Consider the following 20,905-nt stretch of genomic DNA (forward strand, 5'->3'; position numbering starts at 1 on the left):
GCTCCCCGAGCGCCTGCTGACGTACCGTCAACTCCTGCGGCCGTCAGTCCGATCAGCCGTCTGTCGGTGGCTGATCGGGCCGGCGGCCGCGCCGTTGATGGCGCGGGCGCGGCGTCGACGGAGCGGCCGGGCCCGCCGCGGCCGGGCCGCAAAAAAAATGCGTGGCCGGGGTGAACGGGGCTCGCTATCCTGCGTCCATGTCCAGCCCCGAGGCGTCAAGACGCTAGCCACCGGTCGTCCGGTGGCTTCTCGCGTTGCCCAGCCGAAGGGAGTGTCCGCGCCACGGGGCGTGTTCGCTCCATGGAGCGTGCCCGGCACATCCCGCCCGGCCCGCGCCGCCTCGTAGCACGGCTGTGCTCCCCTGCCATCGGATCGCCGTAGTACGGGCTTTCTTCCGACCTGACGCGGGCTCTCCCCTGTGTGCGGCCCCCACTCAGCGGCCAGGTCGCCTTTCCGCGCGGTAGCCGCATGTGTCGTGTGCGCGCCTGCCGCCGCACCGTATCGATCCTTTGTGGTTGCGGAGTATTGCTGTGCCCTGCTTTCTGTATCTGCTCGGACTGGCCGTCTTTGCCCAAGGCACCTCCGAGTTCATGCTCTCCGGTCTCCTCCCCGGCATCGCCGCCGATCTGGGTGTCTCGCTCTCCGCCGCGGGCGCGCTGACCTCGGCCTTCGCCGTGGGAATGGTCGTCGGCGCGCCGCTGATGGCGCTGCTGAGCCTGCGCTGGCCGCGCCGCCGCGCGCTGCTGGCCTTCCTGATCACGTTTCTGCTGGTCCACGTCGTGGGGGCGGTCACCACGGGCTACGGGGTGCTGCTGGCCACGCGGGTCGTCGCGGCCCTGGCCAACGCCGGGTTCCTGGCGGTGGCGCTGGCCACCGCGACGGCCGCGGTGGCACCGGACGCCAAGGGCCGCGCCACGTCCGTCCTGCTCGGCGGCACCACCATGGCCTGTGTCGCGGGCGTACCGGCCGGTGCGTTCCTCGGTGGGCTGTGGGGCTGGCGCTCGGCGTTCTGGGCGGTGGCCCTGGTGTCGCTGCCGGCCGTCGTCGCGATCGTCCGGTCGGTACCGGCCGGGGACGGCCGCGAGGCCGCTCGTCACGCGCCGCACGCCCACGACACGACGCCCGGCGACGGCGCCACGGGCGCGCCGGCCCCGACGGGCACGCCCGGCGCGGCGGCCGTGCGCCGTGCGTCCGGTGCCCGCCAGGAGCTCCGCGCGCTGCGCGCCCCGCGGCTGTTGGTCGCCCTGCTGCTGGGCGCCCTGGTGAACGGTGCGACCTTCTGCGCCTTCACCTACCTCGCGCCCCTGGTCACCGACGTCGCCGGCCTGGCACCCGGCTGGGTGCCGGTCGTCCTCGCGCTCTTCGGGCTGGGCTCCTTCGCCGGCGTCGCCCTCGGCGGGCGGATGGCCGATACCCGCCCCGTACGGCTCCTGGTGACGGGCGGGGCGGCCCTGCTCCTGGGGTGGGCCCTCCTGGCACTGACGGCGGGGAGCCCGGCCGCGACCGTCGTGCTCGTCCTCGTCCAGGGAGCCCTCTCGTTCGCCGTCGGCTCCACCCTGATCGCGCAGGCGCTCTACGCGGCGACCGGGGCGCCGACCCTGGCCGGCGGGTTCGCCACGGCCGCGCTGAACGTGGGCGCGGCGATCGGCCCCTGGCTGGGCGGGGCCGCCCTCGCCGCCGGGCTCGGCTACCGGGCGCCGGTGTGGGTCAGCGCGCTGCTGGTGGCGTCGGCCCTGGTGGCGGGCGGGGCGGCCGGACTCAGCCGGCGCCCGCGTACCCGCGCATGCGTTCCAGCTCCGCCGCGACATCCGTGAGCGTGGCGCAGTCCGGAACGGGGCGCAGATCGGGGTCCGCCACGGTGGTGTCCCGTCGGCGGCGCGGGTCCTCCAGCGCGTCGGCCATCGCGGACAGCGCTTGGCACAGCCGCTCGGACTCCTGCGCGCCGGGACGGTGGGCGCCGTGGTCGAGGCGTACGGCGCAGGCGGTCGCCGCGTCGACGATGCGTTCGGCCGCGGTGACCACGGTCGGCCAGTCGGGGTTGCGGTCGCGGGCGGCGAGGAGTTCGGCCGCGGCGGTCTCCGCCGCGGCCCTGGCCTCCGCCAGCGCCCGGTAGGCGGCCCGCCGCAGCGCCAGCCGCCGGGTGGGATCGGCTCCCGGCTCCGACTCCAGTACGTGCCGCAGGAACCGCTCGGTGGCGCGCAGCGCCGAGGTGACGCGCTGGCCGACCCTGCGGCGCGGGTCGGCCAGCTGGGGCAGATGCCCGACGACGAGCACGATGACGCAGGCGATGGAGGTGTCGACGATCCGCTCGCCGGCGGGCAGCGCGGTCAGCTGGGGGTACTCCTGGCCGAAGGCCGTGGGGGCGGCCCCGCCGACGTCCACGAACGACAGCACCATGAGGGTGATCGCCACGGTCTGCAGCGCGAAGTGCCGGGTGGCGAACGGCAGCAGCGCACCGCCCGCACCGGCGACCAGCGCCGGCCACCACTCCCCGGTGAGCAGCAGTCCCGCCCCGGCGAAGACCAGCACCCCGGCCACGGTCCCGGCGAAGCGGTTGACCGTACGGGAGAACAGCGGCCCGAGATCCGGCTTGACCAGGAAGGTGGCGGTCACCGGGAGCCAGTACCAGTGGTCGGCGCGCAGCAGCAGGGCCACCGCGGCGCTCGCGGCGATGCAGACGGCGACCCGGAGGCCGTAGTGCCGCCCGGCGGGGCCGAGCAGGCTGCGCCCGCGCCGGGTCCACCGCTGTGCGAAGGCGCCCAGCATGCGGTGGAGGGCGCGGCCGGCCGGGACGGCCCCGGTGGGACGGCCGGGCGGGGACGGGGGCGGCGCAGGCTCCGTCGCCGCGTTCGCATCCGGCTCCGGGTCCCGCTCCGGGCGGGGCAGCGGCTCGCGGCGGGCGAACACCACCGCCGCGTCCAGCAGCGCCTGGTCGAAGGCGCCGCGGGCGGCCGTGCTGGCCTCGGGGGCGGACAGCCGGCCCGGTGGCCGTCCGGTGCGCAGCGCCTCGGCGAACCGGCGGGGGCTCTCGGCGACCCTGGACGGCAGCGGCCGGGCCTCCCACAGCAGCGCGACGCTGGCCTCGCACAGCGCGGTGGCCGCGGCGCACCGCTCGGTCAGCAGCAGCTCTTCGGTGCGGGCGGGGCGGCGCAGCAGCCGACTGGTCAGCCGGCGCAGCCGCAGGGCCTCGTCGGCGCGGTCCAGGGCCGCGGTGAGCCGGCGCCTGGCGGGCTCGGCACCGGTTCCGCCGGCCGCGCCCAGGGCGTCGGCGAGCGCGTCGAAGACCGTGGCGACCGCCGCCCGCTCGCCGCTGAGCGCGCCGCCCGCGGGACGCGGTGAGCGCAGCACCAGGCGCAGCAGAAGCAACCACAGGCAGCCGGCGAGGACGTAGAGGGCCTTCGTCCAGGGCGCTCCGGGCAGCGGCATTCCGGCGCCGAGGATGGTGGTGGCCAGCATCTGCATACCGGCGTTGGAGCGCACCGGCCCCGCCACGCTGCCCGCGCCGGAGACATAGCCGACCGCGAACAGCGCCGGCACGATCCACCAGCCCGCACCGGCCGCCTGGAGCGAGGCGCCGATCAGCATGCCGAGCGCCGAGGCGAGGGCGGGCAGCCCGATGTGGACGATGCCGGTACGGCGGGTGCCGGGGCGGTCGTTGACGCCGGCCAGCATCGAGCCGAGTCCGGCCAGCACGCCGGGCGCCGGATGGCCGGTCGCGATGCCCGCCCCGAGCAGCGGCCCCGCGCACAGCGCACCGCGGGCGACGGCGGCCCAGGGCACGGGCAGCCGCTGCCAGCGGAACGGGTGCGCCAACCAGGCGGGCACGGCGCGCGGCGCGCGGGGCATGGGCCTCCTCAGACGACGGCGTACGGATGGACGGCGAGCGGAATCCGAGGGGCGACAGCGGCCGACGGGGCTGGTACCAGCCTAGGGCCTGTCCGGGCCACGTCCGGAGGCTTACTGCAAGATCACGAACGGTGGACGGGCGGGCGGCTTCGCCCTGGTGCTCCCCGGCGGGCGCGCGCTCCACCGGGCCCCGCCTACCATCCCGCCATGACGCTCAACACGGATGACGTATGGGTGATCGGCGCGGGCGTGATCGGGCTGACGTCGGCGATCGCGCTGGCGGAGGGCGGGCACCGGGTACGGGTGGTGAGCCGGGACGCGACGGCCGCCACGACCTCGGCGGTGGCCGGCGGGCTGTGCTGGCCGTATCGCATCCGGCCCTACGCACGCGCGGTGCGGTGGTCCGTCAGGTCCTTCGAGGTGCTGGCGGAGCTGGCGCACCGGCCGCAGGAGACCGGCGCCCGGATGGTGACCGGCACGATGGCGAGCGCCTCGACGGACCCGAGTGCCGCCGACGACGGTCTTGCGGCCTGGTACGACGCCGTGCCCGGGCTGCGGCGGGCGGGCGCGGACGAGCTTTTCGAGGGGTGCGCGTCGGGGTGGCGGGCCCGCACCCCGCTCGTCGACATGCCGACACATCTGCGCTATCTGGAGCGGAGGTTGGCCGCGGCGGGCGGGGTGGTCGAACGGCGCGAGGTGCGGTCGTTGGACGAGGCGGGCCGGGCGGCGGCCGTGGTCGTCGACTGCTCGGGGCTGGGCGCGCGGAGCCTGGTACCGGATCACGAAGTGCACCCCGTTCAGGGGCAGTTGGTGATCGTGGAGAACCCTGGCGTGCGGGAGTGGTTCGTGGCCGCGGAATCGGGAGCGGCGGACACCGCGTATGCGCTGCCGCAGCCGTACGGCCTGGTGCTGGGTGGTACGGCGCGGGAGAACGCCTGGTTGCGGGAGCCGGATCCGGCGGTCGCCGACGCGATCGTGGCGCGCTGTGCGCGGTACTTCCCGAAGGTGGCGCGGGCCCGGGTCCTGGCCCACAAGGTGGGGCTGCGCCCGGCCCGGCCGTCCGTGCGCCTGGAGGCGGAGCAGCTGCCCGGTGGAGCGCTGTGCGTGCACAACTACGGGCACGGCGGCGCGGGGGTGACCGTGGCGTGGGGATGCGCGGACGAGGTGGTGCGGCTGGTGCGGGACGCCTGAGGCGGTAGGGCCCAGCCGGCCCGAGGCGCGTCCGCGACGCTCGGCCCGAGACCTCAGGCCCGTGGAGGGCCGGCGGCACCGGCCACCGACCCTCCACGAAGCCCAAGGACCCGACTGCGGCCCTAGGCCCTGTCCGATAGGTCCTGGCCGCCTTCCGTCACCTCGGCGGTGGCGCCGTTCGTGCTGCCGCCGGGCATGATCTGGAACTCGAAGTCCCCGTCGTAGCGTTCATGGCCCGCGATGACGGCCATCTCTACGGCCTCCTCGCCCTTCTGGCCGCGCACGATCAGCGGATCGCTGCGCAGATCCCGCATCAGCGCCCAGCACATGACGATCATCACGAGCAGGAACGGCACCGCGACCAGGATCGTGAGGTTCTGCAGTCCGGTCAGCGCATCGCCCGAGCCGCCGCCGATCAGCAGCATGATCGCGGCCACCGCGCCGGTCACCACGCCCCAGAACACCACCACCAGTCGGCTCGGTTCGAAGGTTCCCCGCTGCGAGAGGGTGCCCATGACGATGGAGGCGGCATCGGCGCCGGAGACGAAGAAGATCCCGACCAGGATCATCACGAGGATGCTGGTGAGCGTGGCGAGCGGGTACTGGTGCAGCACGTCGAAGAGCTGACCCTCGGGTGTGGTCGAACCGCTGAGCTGCTTTGCGTCCTGGAGCTTCATGGCCGAGCCGCCGAACACCGCGAACCACAGCAGGCTGACCACGCTCGGTACGAGGATGACCCCGCCGATGAACTGACGGATCGTCCGGCCGCGGCTGATCCGGGCGATGAACATGCCCACGAAGGGCGTCCAGGAGATCCACCACGCCCAGTAGAACACCGTCCAGCTGCGCAGCCAGCCGCCCACGTCGCTGCCGCTGCTGGCCTCCGTACGGCCGGCCAGCTGCGGCAGCTCGCCGAGGAACGAGCCGAGGGAGGTCGGCACCAGGTTGAGGATGAGGATGGTCGGTCCGACCACGAAGACGAAGACCGCCAGGATCAGCGCCAGCACCATGTTGATGTTGGACAGCATCTGGACGCCCTTGGCGATGCCGGAGACCGCGGACAGGATGAAGGCGATGGTCAGCACGGTGATGACGCCGACCAGCAGGGTGGTGCTGACACTGTCCATCCAGCCGAGCACCTTGATGCCGCTGCCGATCTGCAGCGCGCCGAGGCCGAGCGAGGCCGCGGAGCCGAAGAGGGTGGCGAAGATGGCCAGGATGTCGATGACCCGGCCGCCCCAGCCGCTCGCCCGCCGCTCACCGATCAGTGGGCTGAACACCGCGCTCATCGTCTGCCGCCTCCCCCGCCGGAAGCAGCTGTACGCGATGGCCAGACCCACGACCGCGTAGATGGCCCATGGATGCAGCGTCCAGTGGAACAGCGTGGTGGCCATCGCCGTGTCCATCGCCTGGGCGGCGTCCTGGGGGTCGGTGCCCGGTGGTGGAGTGGTGAAGTGCCCCAGCGGCTCGCTGACGCCGTAGAACATCAGGCCGATGCCCATACCGGCGCTGAACATCATCGCGATCCACGACACCGTGCGGAATTCGGGCTCCTCGCCCTCCTTGCCGAGGGTGATCCGGCCGTACTTGCTGACGGCCAGCCAGATCGCGAAGATCACGAAGCCGGAGGCGGAGAGCACGAAGGCCCAGCCGCCGTTGTCGATCACCCAGTTCAGCATCGTGGTCGACACGTTCTTGAGCGAGGTGGTCGAGGTCGCTCCCCAGGCGATGAACGCCAGGGTGAGCAGTGAGGTCACACCGAAGACCACCCGGTCGGTGTGTGGGCGCCCGGTCCGCAGCGGGTCGACGGGGAGGTCCGCCACCGATGGCGCGCCACCCCCGTCTCCCGTCCCCTTGTCTGCGTTCGACACGTAGTCAACCTTTCAATAGCCCATATTTTCCTTACCCGTTACCCCCTACCACACCACGGCAGACGTCCACGGGCGTCGCGACCGTAAGGTGATAATCGGCCCGTCGGTCCAGCAGCAGCGGAACGAGGGCGCGCAGCGACTGGCGCAGCGGGACGAGCGCGCCGCCGCCCCGGTCGCTCCGGTAGGTCACGCCGTGCAGGTCCAGCTCGTCCTTGAGCCCGGCGAACTGCTCGGCGTCCAGGCGGTATCCGCAGGGCGGGTCGGACAGGATCCGCCCGTCGGGGGCGGGTTCGTTGTCCGCACCGCCGAGGTAGACCGGTCCGCGGTCGGCGTAGCCGGCGAGCCGGGCGGTGGCGGTGGCCGCTTCGACGCGGGCACGGTGCCGATCGGCGAAGGCGAACAGGCCCTTCAGCGCGGCCAGTTGGGATTTCACCCGGCGTCTGTTGTTGAGCGCGGTGTCGGCCTTCTCGGCGTCCGTGAGCGGGTCGACGCGGGTCTCGACGAGCAGCCCGACGGATCCCTTGACACCGGCGGTATTGCGCAGGATGCGCTCCTGGCCGTCGCCCGCGACCTGCTGGACGGGGTCGCCGGTCTCCGGGTCGGTCCAGATGCCGTAGACACCGGTGCTGAATCCGGCGTTGCGGACGGCGGGCCCGAGGAAGTCGCCGAAGAGCGAGGCGGCTTCGCGGTGCACCGCGTCCGAGGTGTTGAGGTTGCGCGGCCAGAGCGAGAGCACGTCCTTCATGTAGTACGGGGCGGTGGGGCCGTACTCGTGCAGGTCGTAGAGGGTGTCGGGGCGGTTGTCGCGGATGACCGCGGCCATCGCGCGGGCCTCGGCGGTGCGCAGGGCGAGGTGGTCGCGGTTGATGTCCGCCCCGTCGGAGTTGCCGCGGGTGTCCGCGGCCCGGCCGTCGGGGTTGGCGGTCGGTACGACCAGCACGGTGGTGCGCTCCAGGAAGCGCCGGGTCGCCGGGTCCTTGGCGTAGGCGAGGTCGCGGACGGTGGCGAGGCATGCCTCGCGGCCGGAGGGCTCGTCGCCGTGCTGGGAGCAGATCAGCAGCACGGAGTTGCCGCGCCGTACCTCCGCCGGGGTCTTGGGGGCCGGGGCGCCGATGCGTACGAGCTGCAGCGGGCGGCCCTGCCGGGTGGTGCCGATCCGGTCGACCCGTACGCGCGGGGTGGCGCGGTCGACGGTGGCGAGGAACTCCTGCTCCTCGGGCTGACTGGTCCAGCGGGCGCCCTGGCTGGTTTCAAATCCCGTACGGGGTGCCCGGTTTCCGGCCGCGCCGGCGGGCGAGGCCGACAGGGCGGCGCTGAGCGCGGCGGTCAGGGTGAACGCCAGGGACCCGAGGGCCAGGCGGCGGGAGCGGAGTATCACGAGAGGGTGCCTCCCTTGGTGGAGCGGTGGGGGGTGGGGGTGCGGTGGGGGTGGAGCCGGGCCGCCCGCTGCGGGGCGGCCCCGGTCATCCGGCGTGCGGCATCCGGCTGATCGAGTGCGGCGGTGCGATCCCGTACCGCGGACCCGTGTCCTCCGCCTGCCGGGGCGCGCCCCCGATGGCCCGTGCGAAGGCCGGGGCGCCGCCGGTCAGCGGCAGTTCGGCGGAGGTGCGGGCCAGATCGAGGGTGAGCCGCGGCCGGGAGGAGGGCGGGTCGATCAGGCCGGCGTCGGTCCCGGCCACGATCAGCGCGAGCCGGTGCCCGGCGGGCACGACGTGGTCGCTCGCGGCGAGGTCCAGGGTGAGGGTGTAGGGCTTGCCGGGGGTGAGCGGGCGGCCCTTGTGCGGATCGGCGTAGTTGCCGAGGTCGGCCCAGCCGCGGCTGAAGACCGTGTGCCCGACCTTCCGGGTGTCGGCGGCGGTCTCCTTGAAGCAGCCGGTGTCGCCCTTGGTCCCCTCGCCCCAGCAGGTGACCCGGTCGAGGGTGGTGATGCCCTCGCCCTCGTCGGCGTAGTCGCGGATGGTGTCGGGGCCGAGGTCGACCAGGACGGCGGAGAGGTGGGCGGTCGTGGTGGACGGCGTGGCGGTCACGGTGACCGTGCCGGAGCCGGACAGCCGCAGCGGTGCGCGCAGCGGCCCGGTGGTGAACCCGGCCTTGGCCGCCGTGGGTTCGTCGATGTGCGCGGCCCAGTCGGCCTCGCTCAGCCGCGGGTCGTCGGTGAAGCTCTCGGTGGTGCCCGGCGGGGCCTGCTCGGTGCCCAGGACGCCGACGCCGGGGGCGCTGCCGCCGCGCGGCCGGACGGTGGTCGCGGAGGTGCCGGGGGCGGGCCATTGCGGGTCGGTGGTCCACTTGCCGGGCGAGCGTTCGATATCGGCCATCGGGGCGCGGTCGATGCCGTTGTCGTAGCCCATCAGATAGTGGTCGAACCAGTGGTGCAGGGTCTTGACCCAGTCCGCGCGCCGGTAGTCGAAGGGGTCGACGTGCCCGGTCTGGGAGAGCCAGATCTTGCGCTCGACGCCGTGCCGGGCGAGCGCGTCCCACCACTGGCCGGCGTTCCGGGTGCGGACGTTGAGGTCCTGCATGCCGTGCACCATGAAGACGCTGGCCCGGACCTTGCCCGCGTCGCGGACGTAGTCCCGTTCGGTCCACAGTCCGGTCCAGTCGCCGCTGCGCGGTGCGCCCTCGACGAGCTTGCGCTGTACGGCGGCGCAGCCTCGCTGCGCGTCGGGGCTCTCGACCAGGCGCGCGAGGGAGTCCGGGCCCGAGTCGTAGAGCGGGGCGCCCTTGGCGAAGTAGTAGTCGTACCAGGAGGAGATGCCGGCGATCGGGACGATGGTCTTGAGGCCCTTGACGCCGGTGGCCGCGACGCCGCTGGCGATGGTGGCGTCCCAGCTCTTGCCGATCATGCCGGTGCTGCCGTTGGACCAGTCGGCCGTGACGGGTCTGCCTCCGCTGCGGGCGCTGTAGGCGCGGCCCCGGCCGCCCAGCCAGTCGACGACGGCCCTGGCCGACTGGATGTCGGAGCGGCCGCCGACGTCGACGCAGCCGTCCGAGCGGTTGGTGCCGGCCAGGTCGACCAGGACCGCCGCATAGCCGCGCGGCACGAAGTAGTTGTCGTAGTAGAGCGGGAACTGGACCGGCCGGCCCCGTTCGTCGTAGGTCTTCTTCTGGCTCTCGTTGCCGCGTCCGCAGCAGGAGTAGTACGGACTGGCGTCCATGATCACCGGGACCCGGCGGCCCTCCCTGGCCGGTTCGGAGGGCCGCACGATGTCGACGGCGACGCGGTCGGTGCGCCCGTCCTCGTCGCCGTCGAGCCCGGTGTCGACCCAGACCGAGGCGCGTATCGCGCGGTCGTAGGAGTACACGGGTCTGCTCTCGCCGGGCGCCGCCTGCGCGGTGGCCGGCCCGATCAGGGCGGACAGCAGGGCGGCGACGGCCGCCAGCACGAGCGCTGTGAAGGGCATGCGGGGGAACCGCGCAGGATTCGTCACGGGCGGACGGTAGCGCGGCGCAACTCGCCGGCGTAAGAGTGCGGGTGAACGCGGCGGCGCGTTCGGTGCCGGTGGGGGGGCCGGTGGCGCGAAGGGCCACCGGGGCAGATGGTGGTTCATGTCGGTCATATGTCAGATCGGGCCATGTACATGACTCCGGCCCGAAGGACTGCATAGGGTCTGAAGCGAGCCATCCCCCCTACGAGTTGGAGGACTCGTGCGTCACAGACTCCTCGTCCCGGGCGCGGCCGCGCTCAGCCTGCTGCTGGCGATCCCGGCATCGGCGGCCGACTTCTCGCCCGGCGCTCCCGGTGTGGGCGACACCTACTACCCGGAGAGCGGAAACGGCGGATACGACGTTTCCCACTACGACCTGCGCCTGAAGTACCAGCCCAAGACGGACCTGCTGGAGGGTACGGCGACGCTGCTCGCCAAGACCACCCAGGACCTCTCCCGCTTCAACCTGGACTTCGGCCTGAAGGTCAGCGAGATCCGGGTCAACGGCAAGAAGGCCGCCTTCGCCACGTCCGGCAAGCACGAGCTGGAGGTCACCCCGGCCACGCCGCTGGAGAAGGGCAGGCAGATCAGCGTGGTGGTCCGCTACGCGGGCAAGCCCTCCGAGCTGAAGATAGACGGCTACTCCGCCTGGGCCCGTACGCCCGACGGCGGTGTGGTGGCGCAGGAGCCGGACGCCGCCGTGTGGTGGTACCCGAGCAACGACCACCCGACCGACAAGGCCACCTACGACATCTCGGTGGCGGTCCCGGACGGCACCCAGGCCCTGAGCAACGGCGTACTGGCCTCACAGTCCTCCAAGCTCGGCTGGACGCGCTACAACTGGCGCTCGGACAAGCCGCAGGCGACGTACCTGACGACGCTGGCCGTCGGCAAGTTCGACATCACCACCGACAAGACCGCGAACGGCCTGCCGGTGATCAACGCCGTCAGCAAGGACCTCGGCGCGAACGAGGGGTCGGCGCGGGCGAGCATCGAGCGCACCACCGAGATCACCGAGTGGCTGGAGAGCGTCTTCGGCCCCTACCCGTTCAACGCGGTCGGCGGCTACGTTCCCAACGTGCCGGCCGGGTACGCGCTGGAGACCCAGACCCGCCCCTTCTACGGCAAGAAGGCCTTCGACCGCGGTACGAACGTCTCGGTCGTGGTGCATGAGCTGGCCCACCAGTGGTACGGCGACAACGTCTCGCTCAAGGACTGGAAGGACATCTGGATCAACGAGGGCTTCGCCGCCTACAGCCAGTGGCTGTGGTCGGAGAAGGAGGGCGAGGGCACCGCTCAGGAGCTGGCGGACTACGTCTACGCCCAGCACCCTGCCGATGACCCGTTCTGGAAGGTCAAGCCGGGCAACCCGGGCGCGGAGAACCAGTTCGACGGCGCCGTCTACGACCGTGGCGCGCTGACCCTCCAGGCGCTCCGCAACAAGGTCGGCGACAAGGTCTTCTTCGACATCCTCAAGTCCTGGCAGACGGAGCACGCGTACGGCAACGCCTCGGTGGCCGACTTCGTGAAGTTCGCCGAGCAGAAGTCCGGCAAGCAGCTGGCCGACTTCTTCGACACCTGGCTGTTCCAGCCGCAGCGGCCGGCGGCGGGCGCGGCCCGGCAGGCGCTCGGCGCGCAGCGCGGGCCGGTCGCCCAGCCCAGGTCGTGGAAGCAGATCGCGGCCACCCACGACGTGCACGGGGTGCACGGCCACTGATCCGTGGTCGGGTGAACCGTCCGGAGCCGGGGGCGGCGGGTTTCCCGCCCCCGGCTCCGTTCGTACGCGGCTACGTCCGCGCCGCCCGGCGGGCCCGGCGCGCGATCGGCATGAAGCGCAGCCGCTCCGGCAGGGCCGGGACCACCGCGCGGACCACCCGCCCGAAGCGGCGCAGCCGGCGCTCCTGCGCATCGGTCCACTCCAGGCCGATGGCCTGCCGGGCGTCCGGCGGCATCAGCCCGATCGTGACGAACCGCCGGAAGCGGGCGAACCGCGGGCGCAGCCACGGCCAGCTGAGCCGGAGCAGCAGCCGCAGCCAGCGCGGGCCGCGGTCGGGGACCGGCAGCGGCGGGTCGGTCGCGATCAACTCCCTTACCACCACGGTGGCTTCGAGGTCGTTGTCGAGGACCTTGCGGTAGTAAGGCCAGAACTCCTCGATGGTCTGCGGCATATCGCGGTCGTGGATACCCAGGATCCGGCCGACCTGGAGCCACTCCGCGTAGAGCTGGCGCTCCTGCGCCTCGGTGAAGGGGCGGCCGAGGTAGCGCTGGGCGTACCGGAAGACGGGGTAGCCGGTGGCGTGCACCCAGGCGTAGTAGGCGGGGGTCAGCGCGTGGTACCTGTGGCCGTGGGCGTCGGTGCCCTGGATCGTCCGGTGCAGCCGCCGCAGCCGCCGGCCCTCCTCGGCCGCGCCCTCACCGCCGTACACCCACAGCTGCAGCGAGGTCAGCGAGCGCTCGCCGCGGCCCCACGGGTCGGTGCGGAAGACGGAGTGATCGTCCACGCCGGCGCCCACCGCCGGGTGCGCGACCTGCATCGCCAGCGCCGGCGGCAGGGTGAGCAGCATGCGGATGTCCCCGACCATCGACCAGAGCACACCTCCGACCGGCGGGGGTTTTGGGTATGTTTCCACCGTATTCATGGTATTAGTCATCATACGGCCGCTCTCGGCGGCCCGCGGGCAGGGGCCCTTCCCCGGCCGGCGCGCCTTCCCGCAGATCACCGTAGCGCCGGCGCCGCGGCCCGCCACCGGACCGCCCTGCGGCCACCGCGCCCCACTCGCCCGGCCACCGACCTGGCACCGGTCGCCCCCGCTCGCGACCGCGGCCGGTCATCCGCCTCGAACGGTAAATCCCGTTCCCCTCCATCTCGTTGCCCCCGGATGGTTACCTCGAAGTAACCCCAGCTGATTTGATGTGCGTCGCCGGAACTCACCCCCACCCCACAGGGAGTCCCCGTGTCGCCTTCTCCGCTGCGCGTGTCCCGGGCAGCCGCGGCAGCCGCCGCCTTGGCCGCCGTCACCCTCGCCGCCGCGTCCCCCAGTTCGGCAGCCACCGCCCCTCATCTGAAGGTACTCACCTACAACGCCTTCCTCATGAGCAAGAACCTCTACCCCAACTGGGGCCAGGACCACCGGGCGCAGGCGATCGCGGACGCGGACTTCTTCCAGGGCCACGATGTCGTCGTCCTCCAGGAGGCGTTCGACAACTCCTCCTCCGACGCCCTCAAGTCCCGGGCCGCGGCGCAGTATCCGCACCAGACCCCGGTGGTCGGCCGCAGCAAGGACGGCTGGGACGCCACCGGCGGCGCGTACTCGGCCACCGCCCCGGAGGACGGCGGGGTGACGCTGCTGAGCAAGTGGCCGGTCCTGCGCAAGGAGCAGTACGTCTACAAGGACGCCTGCGGTGCGGATTCCCTCTCCAACAAGGGCTTCGTCTATGCCGTGTTGGACGTCGACGGCACCAAGGTGCACATCGTCGGCACCCACACCCAGTCCACCGACTCGGGCTGCAAGGCGGGCGAGGCGGCGGCGGACCGCGCCAAGCAGCTCAAGGAGATGGACGCCTTCCTGGACGCCAAGAACATCCCGGCGGACGAGGAGGTCATGGTCGCCGGCGACCTCAACATCGACTCGCACAGCGACGAGTACCACGCGCTGCTCGGCAACGGCGACCTGGCTCCCGCCGACAGCCGCACCGGCCACCCGTACTCCTTCGACACCCAGGACAACTCCATCGCGAAGTACCGCTACCCGGACGACCCCCGCGAGGACCTGGACTACGTCCTGCACCGCAACGGCCACGCCCGGCCCGCCGGATGGCGGAACGAGGTGGTCAAGGAGGAGTCGGCGCCCTGGACGGTCTCCAGCTGGGGCAAGGACTACACGTACACCAACCTCTCCGACCACTATCCGGTGATCGGCGGCTGACCGGTCGCCCGGGACAGCGCGAGGGCGGTCGCGGAGGTCTCTCGACCTCTGCGACCGCCCTCGATTCCTCGGGTGTCCGCTACCGCGCGGCTACTTCGTCAGCTCGCGCTCCTCGGCGATCCGGGCGACCCGGCCGCGGACCGCGAACCAGCCGGCGACCAGCGCGGCGCCGATGACCGGGATCAGCAGCACGGTCTGCCGGCCGACACCGTCGTCGAACCACATCAGCACGATGACGCCGATCAGGAACGCGATGGTGGCGATGTCGGTGACCGGCGTGCCCGGCAGCCGGAAGCGCGGGCGCTCGACCAGACCGGCCTTGGCGCGGCGCACGAACACCATGTGGCAGATCATGATCGTGCACCAGGTGCTGACGATGCCCAGCGCCGCGATGTTCAGCACGATCTCGAACGCCTGGCCCGGCACGACGTAGTTGAGCGCGACGCCCAGCACACACACCGCGGCGGTGAGCATGATGCCGCCGTACGGCACCTGGTTGCGGTTCATCCGGCCGACGAACTTCGGCGCCGAGCCCGCCATCGACATGGAGCGCAGGATGCGGCCGGTCGAGTACAGCCCGGAGTTCAGGCTGGACATCGCCGCGGTCAGCACGACCAGGTTCATCACATCGCCCGCCGCCGGGACGCCGACGTTGGACAGCACCGTCACGAAGGGGCTCTCGCCGCCGGTGTACTTGTTCCAGGGCAGCAGCATCGCGAGCAGCACCACGGAGCCGACGTAGAAGATGCCCACCCGCCACATGATGGAGTTGACGGCCTTCGGCACGACCTTCTGCGGCTCACCGGTCTCACCTGCGGTGACACCGACCAGCTCGACCGCGGAGTAGGCGAAGACGACACCCTGGAGCACGATCACCACGGGGAGCAGGCCGGTCGGGAAGAGACCGCCGTGGTCGGTGATCAGATTCAGTCCCGGCGTATGGCCGTCGACCGGGTGCTGGGTGGCCAGCAGGAAGATGCCGATGAACATGAAGACGACCAGCGCGGCGACCTTGATGATCGCGAACCAGAACTCCAGCTCACCGAAGATCTTCACCGAGATCAGGTTCACCGACAGCACGACCGCCAGGGCGATCAGCGCCATCACCCACTGCGGGATGTCGGTGAACAGGCTCCAGTAGTGGGTGTAGAGCGCGATCGCGGTGATGTCGGCGATACCGGTCGTCGACCAGTTGACGACGTACATCCAGCCGGCGACGTAGGCACCCTTCTCGCCCAGGAACTCACGGGCGTAGGAGACGAACGAACCGGACGAGGGGCGGTGCACCACCAGCTCGCCCAGGGCCCGCACGACGAAGAAGGCGAAGAGGCCGCAGACGGCGTAGGCGACGGCCAGCGCGGGTCCCGCGGAGTGCAACCGTCCGCCGGCGCCCAGGAAGAGGCCGGTTCCGATCGCCCCACCGATGGCGATCATGTTGATGTGCCGGCCCTTGAGGCCCTTGCTGTAGCCCGCATCGCCCGCATCCTGCTGCGCGGCGCTCCCCCCGTCAGGTGACCTGTGGGCTGTCTCGGTGACGGTTTCTGTGCTCACTGCTGGTGGTACTCGCTTTCGGGCAGGCGTCGCCTACGAGGCAGGCGCTTGAGCGATGGCCGGATCCCGCGGATCGCGCGGCGGCCGACGGCACACCTTCCCTGAAGAGCGGCCCCCCGTCTGTGGGCAAGATCACAGCGTGTATAGGCCATCCAAGATTTGTCCGTATTTGGCGGTAATTATCCGGCGACGCAATTTCAAGGAGGGCGTCAGTTCACCCGATTCCGGACCCCATTCCTCACTCAGCAGCGAAAACTTCTTGACCTGTTCAGTTCTGTTCAGGCGTGAATTCGCCGCCGCGACGGCCCGCTCGACCTCCGCCCTTACCTCCCGATGCCCGGCCAGCTCTCGCAGCGTCCCCTCGATGCCGCGCCGCGCCGCCCAGGCCGGGGCCAGCTCCCCGTCCAGGACCAGCAGCGCGACCAGATAGGACCGGCCATCGCCGTGCACCAGCGCCTGCCCGATCAGCGGATGCTCCTTGAGGAGGTTCTCCACCAGCGCGGGCGAGACGTTCTTGCCCGTCGAGGTCACGATCATTTCCTTCTTGCGGTCGGTCAGCCAGAGGAAGCCGTCCCCATCGACCCGGCCGATGTCACCCGTCGCGAACCAGCCATCGGCGCCGGTCACCGGCTCCACCGATCCGTCGGCCCGCAGATACCCCTCGCACACCGTCCGGCCCCGGACCTCGATCTCCCCGTCGTCGGCCGTACGCACCTGGACGCCGTCGATCGGACGGCCGACCGAACCCAGCCGGAACGCGCCGGGGCCGTTCGCGGTGCACACCCCCGCCGTCTCTGTCAGCCCCCAGGCATCCATGACCACGATGCCCAGACCGGCCCAGAACCGCACCACGTCCGGGGGCATCGGCGCGGAGGCGCTCGCCGTCCACACCAGGCGGTCGAAGCCGGCCTGCGCCAGCAGCGGATCGAGCACCTCGGCCTTCGCCCTGCCGTACGCCTCCGCCAGCGCATCGCCGGGGCGCTCGCCGCGCTCCCGGCAGTCGACATACGCCCGGGCGCACTCCCCCGCCGCCGCCACCGCCGCCCGCCGCTCCTCGGGGAGCAGCGCGAGGGCGGCCCGCACCGACGCCGCCAGCTTCTCCCACACCCGCGGCACCCCGAAGAACTCCGTCGGACGCAGCTCGCGCGCGGTCCGGGCGACCGCCGACGGATCCCCGCACAGATAGACGTGCCCGGCCCGGAAGACCGGCAGATAGCTGCCCAGCATCCGCTCGGCGATATGCGCGAAGGGGAGGTAGCAGAGGTGCTCGGCGTGATCGGGCAGCTCCACCACCGCGTCCAGGGCCACCGCGTTGAGCAGCACATTGCGCTGGCTGACCAGCACGCCCTTGGGATCACCGGTGGTGCCGGAGGTGTAGACGACGGTCAGGGGGTCGCCGGCCCGCACCTGCCGCCACCCCTCCTCGAACGCCTCGGGGTCGTACCGCTCGGCACCCCGCCGGGCCAGCGCCGCGAAGCTCTCCCGCCGGCCGTCACCGGCCGTCTCCCCCGGCTCGACGACCACCAGCCGCTCCAGCCGGGCGGCGGCGTCGTCGAGCAGCGGCTCCCAGCGCCCCAGCTCGTGCGGGCCTTCCAGGACGGCGAAGCGGGCCCTGCTGTGCCGGGCGATATGGGCGATCTGCTCGGACGCGGCGGTGCCGTACACCGTCACCGGGATCGCTCCGAGGTGCACCAGGGCGAGATCGCTGAGCCAGTGCTCGGGGCGGTTGCCCATCATGAGCAGCACGATCTCCCCGCGGTGTACGCCGAGCGAGCGGTATCCGGCGGCCAGCTCCGCGACCCGTTGGCGCGCCTCGGCCCAGCTCAGCGTGTCCCAGCCGGCGTCCTCGGCACCGCGCCAGGAGAGCGCCGGCAGCTCCCCGTGGTCCTCGGCGTTGCGCAACAGCAGTGCGGGGAGGGTGAGTTCGTCCGGTGCACCGGGCATGCGCAGGGTCGTGGTCAACGCGGCCTCCTGATGATGTGGGCCTGCTCTGCGGACCGAACCGCGGCGCCGACTGCGGACGCGGCGCGGTCGGGAAGGTTCCAGAAGGTTTCACAAGAGTGGTGAGACAGCAATACTGTTGAACATGATGGAGTCCGCCACCGGTCTGACCGTCGACGAACTGGCCGCCCGTGCCGGGGTGACGGTCCGCACGATCCGCTTCTACAGCACCCGCGGTCTGCTGCCGCCGCCGGAGCTCGGTCCGCGCCGGGTCGGCCGCTACGGCCCCGACCACCTCTCACGGCTCGCGCTCATCGAGGAGCTCCAGCACCAGGGCCTGACGCTCTCGGCCATCGAACGCTACCTGGCGCAGCTGCCGCCCGATCTGAGCGCCCAGGACCTGGCCATCCACCGTGCGCTGGTGGCGAGTTGGGTTCCGGACAAGGCCGAGGACGCCACCCGGGAGCAGCTGGAGCGCCGGGTCGGCCGGCAGCTGACCGAGGAGGACCTGGACCGGCTGGCGGCGATGAGCGTGCTCGTACGGACCGAGGACCCGCGGGTCTTCCGCGTCGACCCCGGTCTGCTGCACCTGGGCACCCGGCTGCTGGACGTGCCGATCGCGCTGGAGACCATCCTCGCGGCGCGCACCGTCGTCATCGAGCACACCCGCTCGGCGGCCCGCGAGCTGAGCCGGCTGTTCAAGGACGAGGTATGGGAGCCGTACCGGGACGGCGGGCCGGACGAGGAGGAGATGGCGCGGATGAAGTCGCTCTCCGCCCATATGCAGCCGATGGTGGTGCAGGCACTGGTCACCGCCTTCCAGCGGTCGATGAAGCAGGAGCTGCGGGAGTGGTTCGGCAAGGAGGGCGAGGCGGGCCGCCGGGACGGCGGCCCGCAGATCCCGCCGGAGTGACGGGGCGGGGCCGCGGCGGGCCCGCCCCGTGACCCGTCAGTCGCTGAACTTCTCGCCCTTCTCGGCCTTCTCGACCAGCAGCGCCGACGGCGCGAACCGGTCGCCGTAGGCCGCCTGCAGCTCGCGGGCGCGGGCCACGAATCCGGGCAGACCGACGAGTTCCTCCCGCCCTGGCCCACCGTGGTATCCGTTGATGTACTGGATCACGCCGCCGGTCCAGCCCGGGAAGCCGATGCCGAAGATGGAGCCGATGTTGGCGTCGGCGACGGACGTGAGCACGCCCTCCTCGAAGCAGCGGACGGTGTCCAGCGCCTCGGCGAAGAGCATCCGCTCCTGCATGTCGATGAACGGGATACCGGCCCCCTCCACGGCGAAGTGCTCGCGCAGTCCGGGCCACAGACCCGCGCGCCGACCGTCCTCGCCGTACTCGTAGAAGCCGGCACCGCCGCTGCGGCCGGGGCGCCCGAACTCGTCGACCATCCGGTCGATGACCTCGTCGGCCGGGTGCGGCTGCCAGGTGCCGCCGGACTCCTCGACCGCCCGCCGGGTCTCCGCGCGGATCTTCCGCGGCAGGGTGAGGGTCAGCTCGTCCATCAGGGACAGCACCTTGGCCGGGTAGCCGGCCTGGGCGGCGGCCTGCTCGACGGACGCCGGGTCGAGGCCCTCGCCGATCATCGCCACGCCCTCGTTGATGAAGTGGCCGATCACACGGGAGGTGAAGAAGCCGCGCGAGTCGTTGACCACGATCGGGGTCTTCTTGATCTGGCGGACCAGGTCGAAGGCGCGGGCCAGCGCCTCGTCGCCGGTCCGCTCCCCCTTGATGATCTCCACCAGCGGCATCTTGTCGACCGGCGAGAAGAAGTGCAGCCCGATGAAGTCCCGGTCGCGCTCGACGCCCTCGGCCAGCAGCGTGATGGGCAGCGTGGAGGTGTTGGAGCACAGCAGCGCGTCGGGCGCGACGATGTGCTGGATCTCCTTGAACACCTTGTGCTTGAGGCCGATGTCCTCGAAGACCGCCTCGATGACGGCGTCGCAGCCCGCGAGGTCGGCCGGCTCCGCGGTGGGCGTGATGCGCGCCAGCAGCTCGTCGCGCTGCTGCTCGGTCGTACGGCCCCGGGAGAGCGCCTTGGCGAGCAGCCCCTCCGCATACGCCTTGCCCTTCTCGGCCGCCTCCAGGGAGACGTCCTTGAGGACGACCTGCATCCCGGCCCTGGCGCAGGAGTACGCGATGCCCGCGCCCATCATGCCGGCGCCGAGGACCGCGACCTTCTCCACCTTGCGGGGCTCGATGTCCTTGGGCCGGTTGGCACCCGAGTTCACGGCCTGCAGGTCGAAGAAGAACGCCTGGATCATGTTCTTGGAGATCTGGCCGGTGACCAGCTCGACGAAGTACCGCGCCTCGATGGTCTGCGCGGTCTCGAAGTCGACCTGGGAACCCTCCACGGCCGCGGCGAGGATGTTGCGCGGGGCGGGGTACGGCGCGCCGCCGAGCTGCTTCTTGAGGTTGGCGGGGAACGCCGGGAGGTTGGCCGCGAACTTCGGCTGGGCGGGCGTGCCGCCGGGGATGCGGTAGCCCTTGACGTCCCAGGGCTGCTGGGACTCGGGGTGCTCCTCGACGAAGGCGCGGGCCTTGGCGAGCAGCTCCTCGGGGGTGGTCGCGACCTCGTGGATCAGCCCGGCTTCCTTGGCGCGGGTGGCGTTGTACTGCGTGCCCTGCAGCAGCACCTTCAGCAGCGCGTCGGCGATGCCGAGCAGCCGGACCGTACGGGTGACGCCGCCGCCGGCCGGCAGCAGGCCGAGGGTGACCTCGGGCAGGCCGATCTTGGTGCCGGGGGTGTCGAGGGCGATGCGGTGGTGGCAGGCGAGCGCGATCTCGTAACCGCCGCCCAGCGCCGCGCCGTTGATGGCGGCGACGACCGGCTTGCCGAGGGTCTCGATACGGCGCAGATCGCGCTTGATGCCGTTGCCCGCCTCGAAGACCTGCTGCGCCTGGGCGGGTGTGACGGCGATCAGATCGCGCAGGTCGCCGCCGGCGAAGAAGGTCTTCTTGGCGGACGTGAAGATGATGCCGCGGATGCTGTCCTTCTCGGCCTCCAGGCGGTCGGCGACCGCGGTGAGGGAGGTCTTGAAGGCGTTGTTCATGGTGTTGGCGGACTGGTCGGGGTCGTCCAGGACCAGCGTGACGATGCCGGTCTCGTCCTGTTCCCAGCGGATGGTCGACAAAGCGGCGGATTCACTCAT

The 20,905-nt window shown here is 71.9% G+C and carries 13 protein-coding genes; 5 read left to right on the forward strand and 8 right to left on the reverse strand.

Annotated elements, in window-relative coordinates; genetic code table 11:
- Positions 1 to 530: 530 nt before the first annotated feature.
- A complete protein-coding gene (locus ACZ4NB_RS21460) occupies positions 531 to 1,814 on the forward strand; it encodes an MFS transporter (protein WP_467663715.1) in 1,284 nt (427 codons plus the stop codon).
- On the opposite strand, the gene ACZ4NB_RS21465 is transcribed toward ACZ4NB_RS21460, so the two are convergent.
- The gene (locus tag ACZ4NB_RS21465) at positions 1,759 to 3,846 is read right to left on the reverse strand and encodes an FUSC family protein (protein ID WP_467663717.1); all 2,088 of its coding nucleotides are present in this window, start codon (positions 3,844 to 3,846) and stop codon (positions 1,759 to 1,761) included. The two genes, ACZ4NB_RS21460 and ACZ4NB_RS21465, sit on opposite strands and share 56 nt — an antisense overlap.
- 207 nt (positions 3,847 to 4,053) lie before the next feature.
- On the opposite strand from ACZ4NB_RS21465, the gene ACZ4NB_RS21470 reads away from it, so the two are divergent.
- Complete coding sequence (locus ACZ4NB_RS21470; RefSeq protein WP_467663719.1) at positions 4,054 to 5,037, forward strand: FAD-dependent oxidoreductase; 984 nt, start codon at positions 4,054 to 4,056, stop codon at positions 5,035 to 5,037.
- Positions 5,038 to 5,159: 122 nt separating this feature from the next.
- On the opposite strand, the gene ACZ4NB_RS21475 is transcribed toward ACZ4NB_RS21470, so the two are convergent.
- The 3 genes from ACZ4NB_RS21475 to ACZ4NB_RS21485 all read right to left on the reverse strand — a co-directional run bounded on the left by ACZ4NB_RS21475 (position 5,160) and on the right by ACZ4NB_RS21485 (position 10,309).
- Positions 5,160 to 6,860, reverse strand: coding sequence for a BCCT family transporter (locus ACZ4NB_RS21475; protein WP_467664022.1), 1,701 nt, complete (start codon positions 6,858 to 6,860; stop codon positions 5,160 to 5,162).
- Between the two features lie 79 nt (positions 6,861 to 6,939).
- Positions 6,940 to 8,286: a M14 family metallopeptidase gene (locus ACZ4NB_RS21480; RefSeq protein WP_467663720.1), complete on the reverse strand. Its 1,347-nt coding sequence runs from the start codon at positions 8,284 to 8,286 to the stop codon at positions 6,940 to 6,942.
- 85 nt (positions 8,287 to 8,371) lie between these two features.
- A complete protein-coding gene (locus tag ACZ4NB_RS21485) occupies positions 8,372 to 10,309 on the reverse strand; it encodes a Xaa-Pro dipeptidyl-peptidase (protein ID WP_467664023.1) in 1,938 nt (645 codons plus the stop codon).
- 244 nt (positions 10,310 to 10,553) lie between these two features.
- Between ACZ4NB_RS21485 and ACZ4NB_RS21490 the strand changes: the two genes are divergently transcribed.
- Positions 10,554 to 12,050 (forward strand): M1 family metallopeptidase, encoded by a 1,497-nt coding sequence (locus ACZ4NB_RS21490; protein WP_467663722.1) that lies wholly within the window; start codon positions 10,554 to 10,556, stop codon positions 12,048 to 12,050.
- A gap of 70 nt (positions 12,051 to 12,120) precedes the next feature.
- Here ACZ4NB_RS21490 and ACZ4NB_RS21495 read toward each other — a convergent pair whose 3' ends face one another.
- Positions 12,121 to 12,972: an oxygenase MpaB family protein gene (locus ACZ4NB_RS21495; protein WP_467663724.1), complete on the reverse strand. Its 852-nt coding sequence runs from the start codon at positions 12,970 to 12,972 to the stop codon at positions 12,121 to 12,123.
- Between the two features lie 315 nt (positions 12,973 to 13,287).
- Here ACZ4NB_RS21495 and sph point away from each other — a divergent pair, with 315 nt between their 5' ends.
- Positions 13,288 to 14,259, forward strand: coding sequence for a sphingomyelin phosphodiesterase (sph, locus tag ACZ4NB_RS21500; protein ID WP_467663726.1), 972 nt, complete (start codon positions 13,288 to 13,290; stop codon positions 14,257 to 14,259).
- Positions 14,260 to 14,349: 90 nt separating this feature from the next.
- Here sph and ACZ4NB_RS21505 read toward each other — a convergent pair whose 3' ends face one another.
- Positions 14,350 to 15,810, reverse strand: coding sequence for an amino acid permease (locus tag ACZ4NB_RS21505; RefSeq protein ID WP_467663728.1), 1,461 nt, complete (start codon positions 15,808 to 15,810; stop codon positions 14,350 to 14,352).
- A 132-nt stretch (positions 15,811 to 15,942) separates the two neighbouring features.
- Positions 15,943 to 17,772, reverse strand: a complete 1,830-nt coding sequence (locus tag ACZ4NB_RS21510) for an AMP-dependent synthetase/ligase (protein WP_467663730.1) — start codon at positions 17,770 to 17,772, stop codon at positions 15,943 to 15,945.
- Between the two features lie 124 nt (positions 17,773 to 17,896).
- Here ACZ4NB_RS21510 and ACZ4NB_RS21515 point away from each other — a divergent pair, with 124 nt between their 5' ends.
- Entirely contained in the window at positions 17,897 to 18,664 is a 768-nt protein-coding gene (locus ACZ4NB_RS21515) for a MerR family transcriptional regulator (protein ID WP_467663732.1), read from the forward strand.
- 36 nt (positions 18,665 to 18,700) lie between these two features.
- On the opposite strand, the gene ACZ4NB_RS21520 is transcribed toward ACZ4NB_RS21515, so the two are convergent.
- Positions 18,701 to 20,905, reverse strand: a complete 2,205-nt coding sequence (locus ACZ4NB_RS21520) for a 3-hydroxyacyl-CoA dehydrogenase NAD-binding domain-containing protein (protein WP_467663734.1) — start codon at positions 20,903 to 20,905, stop codon at positions 18,701 to 18,703.

The organism is Streptomyces sp. NPDC026575 (assembly GCF_055567415.1).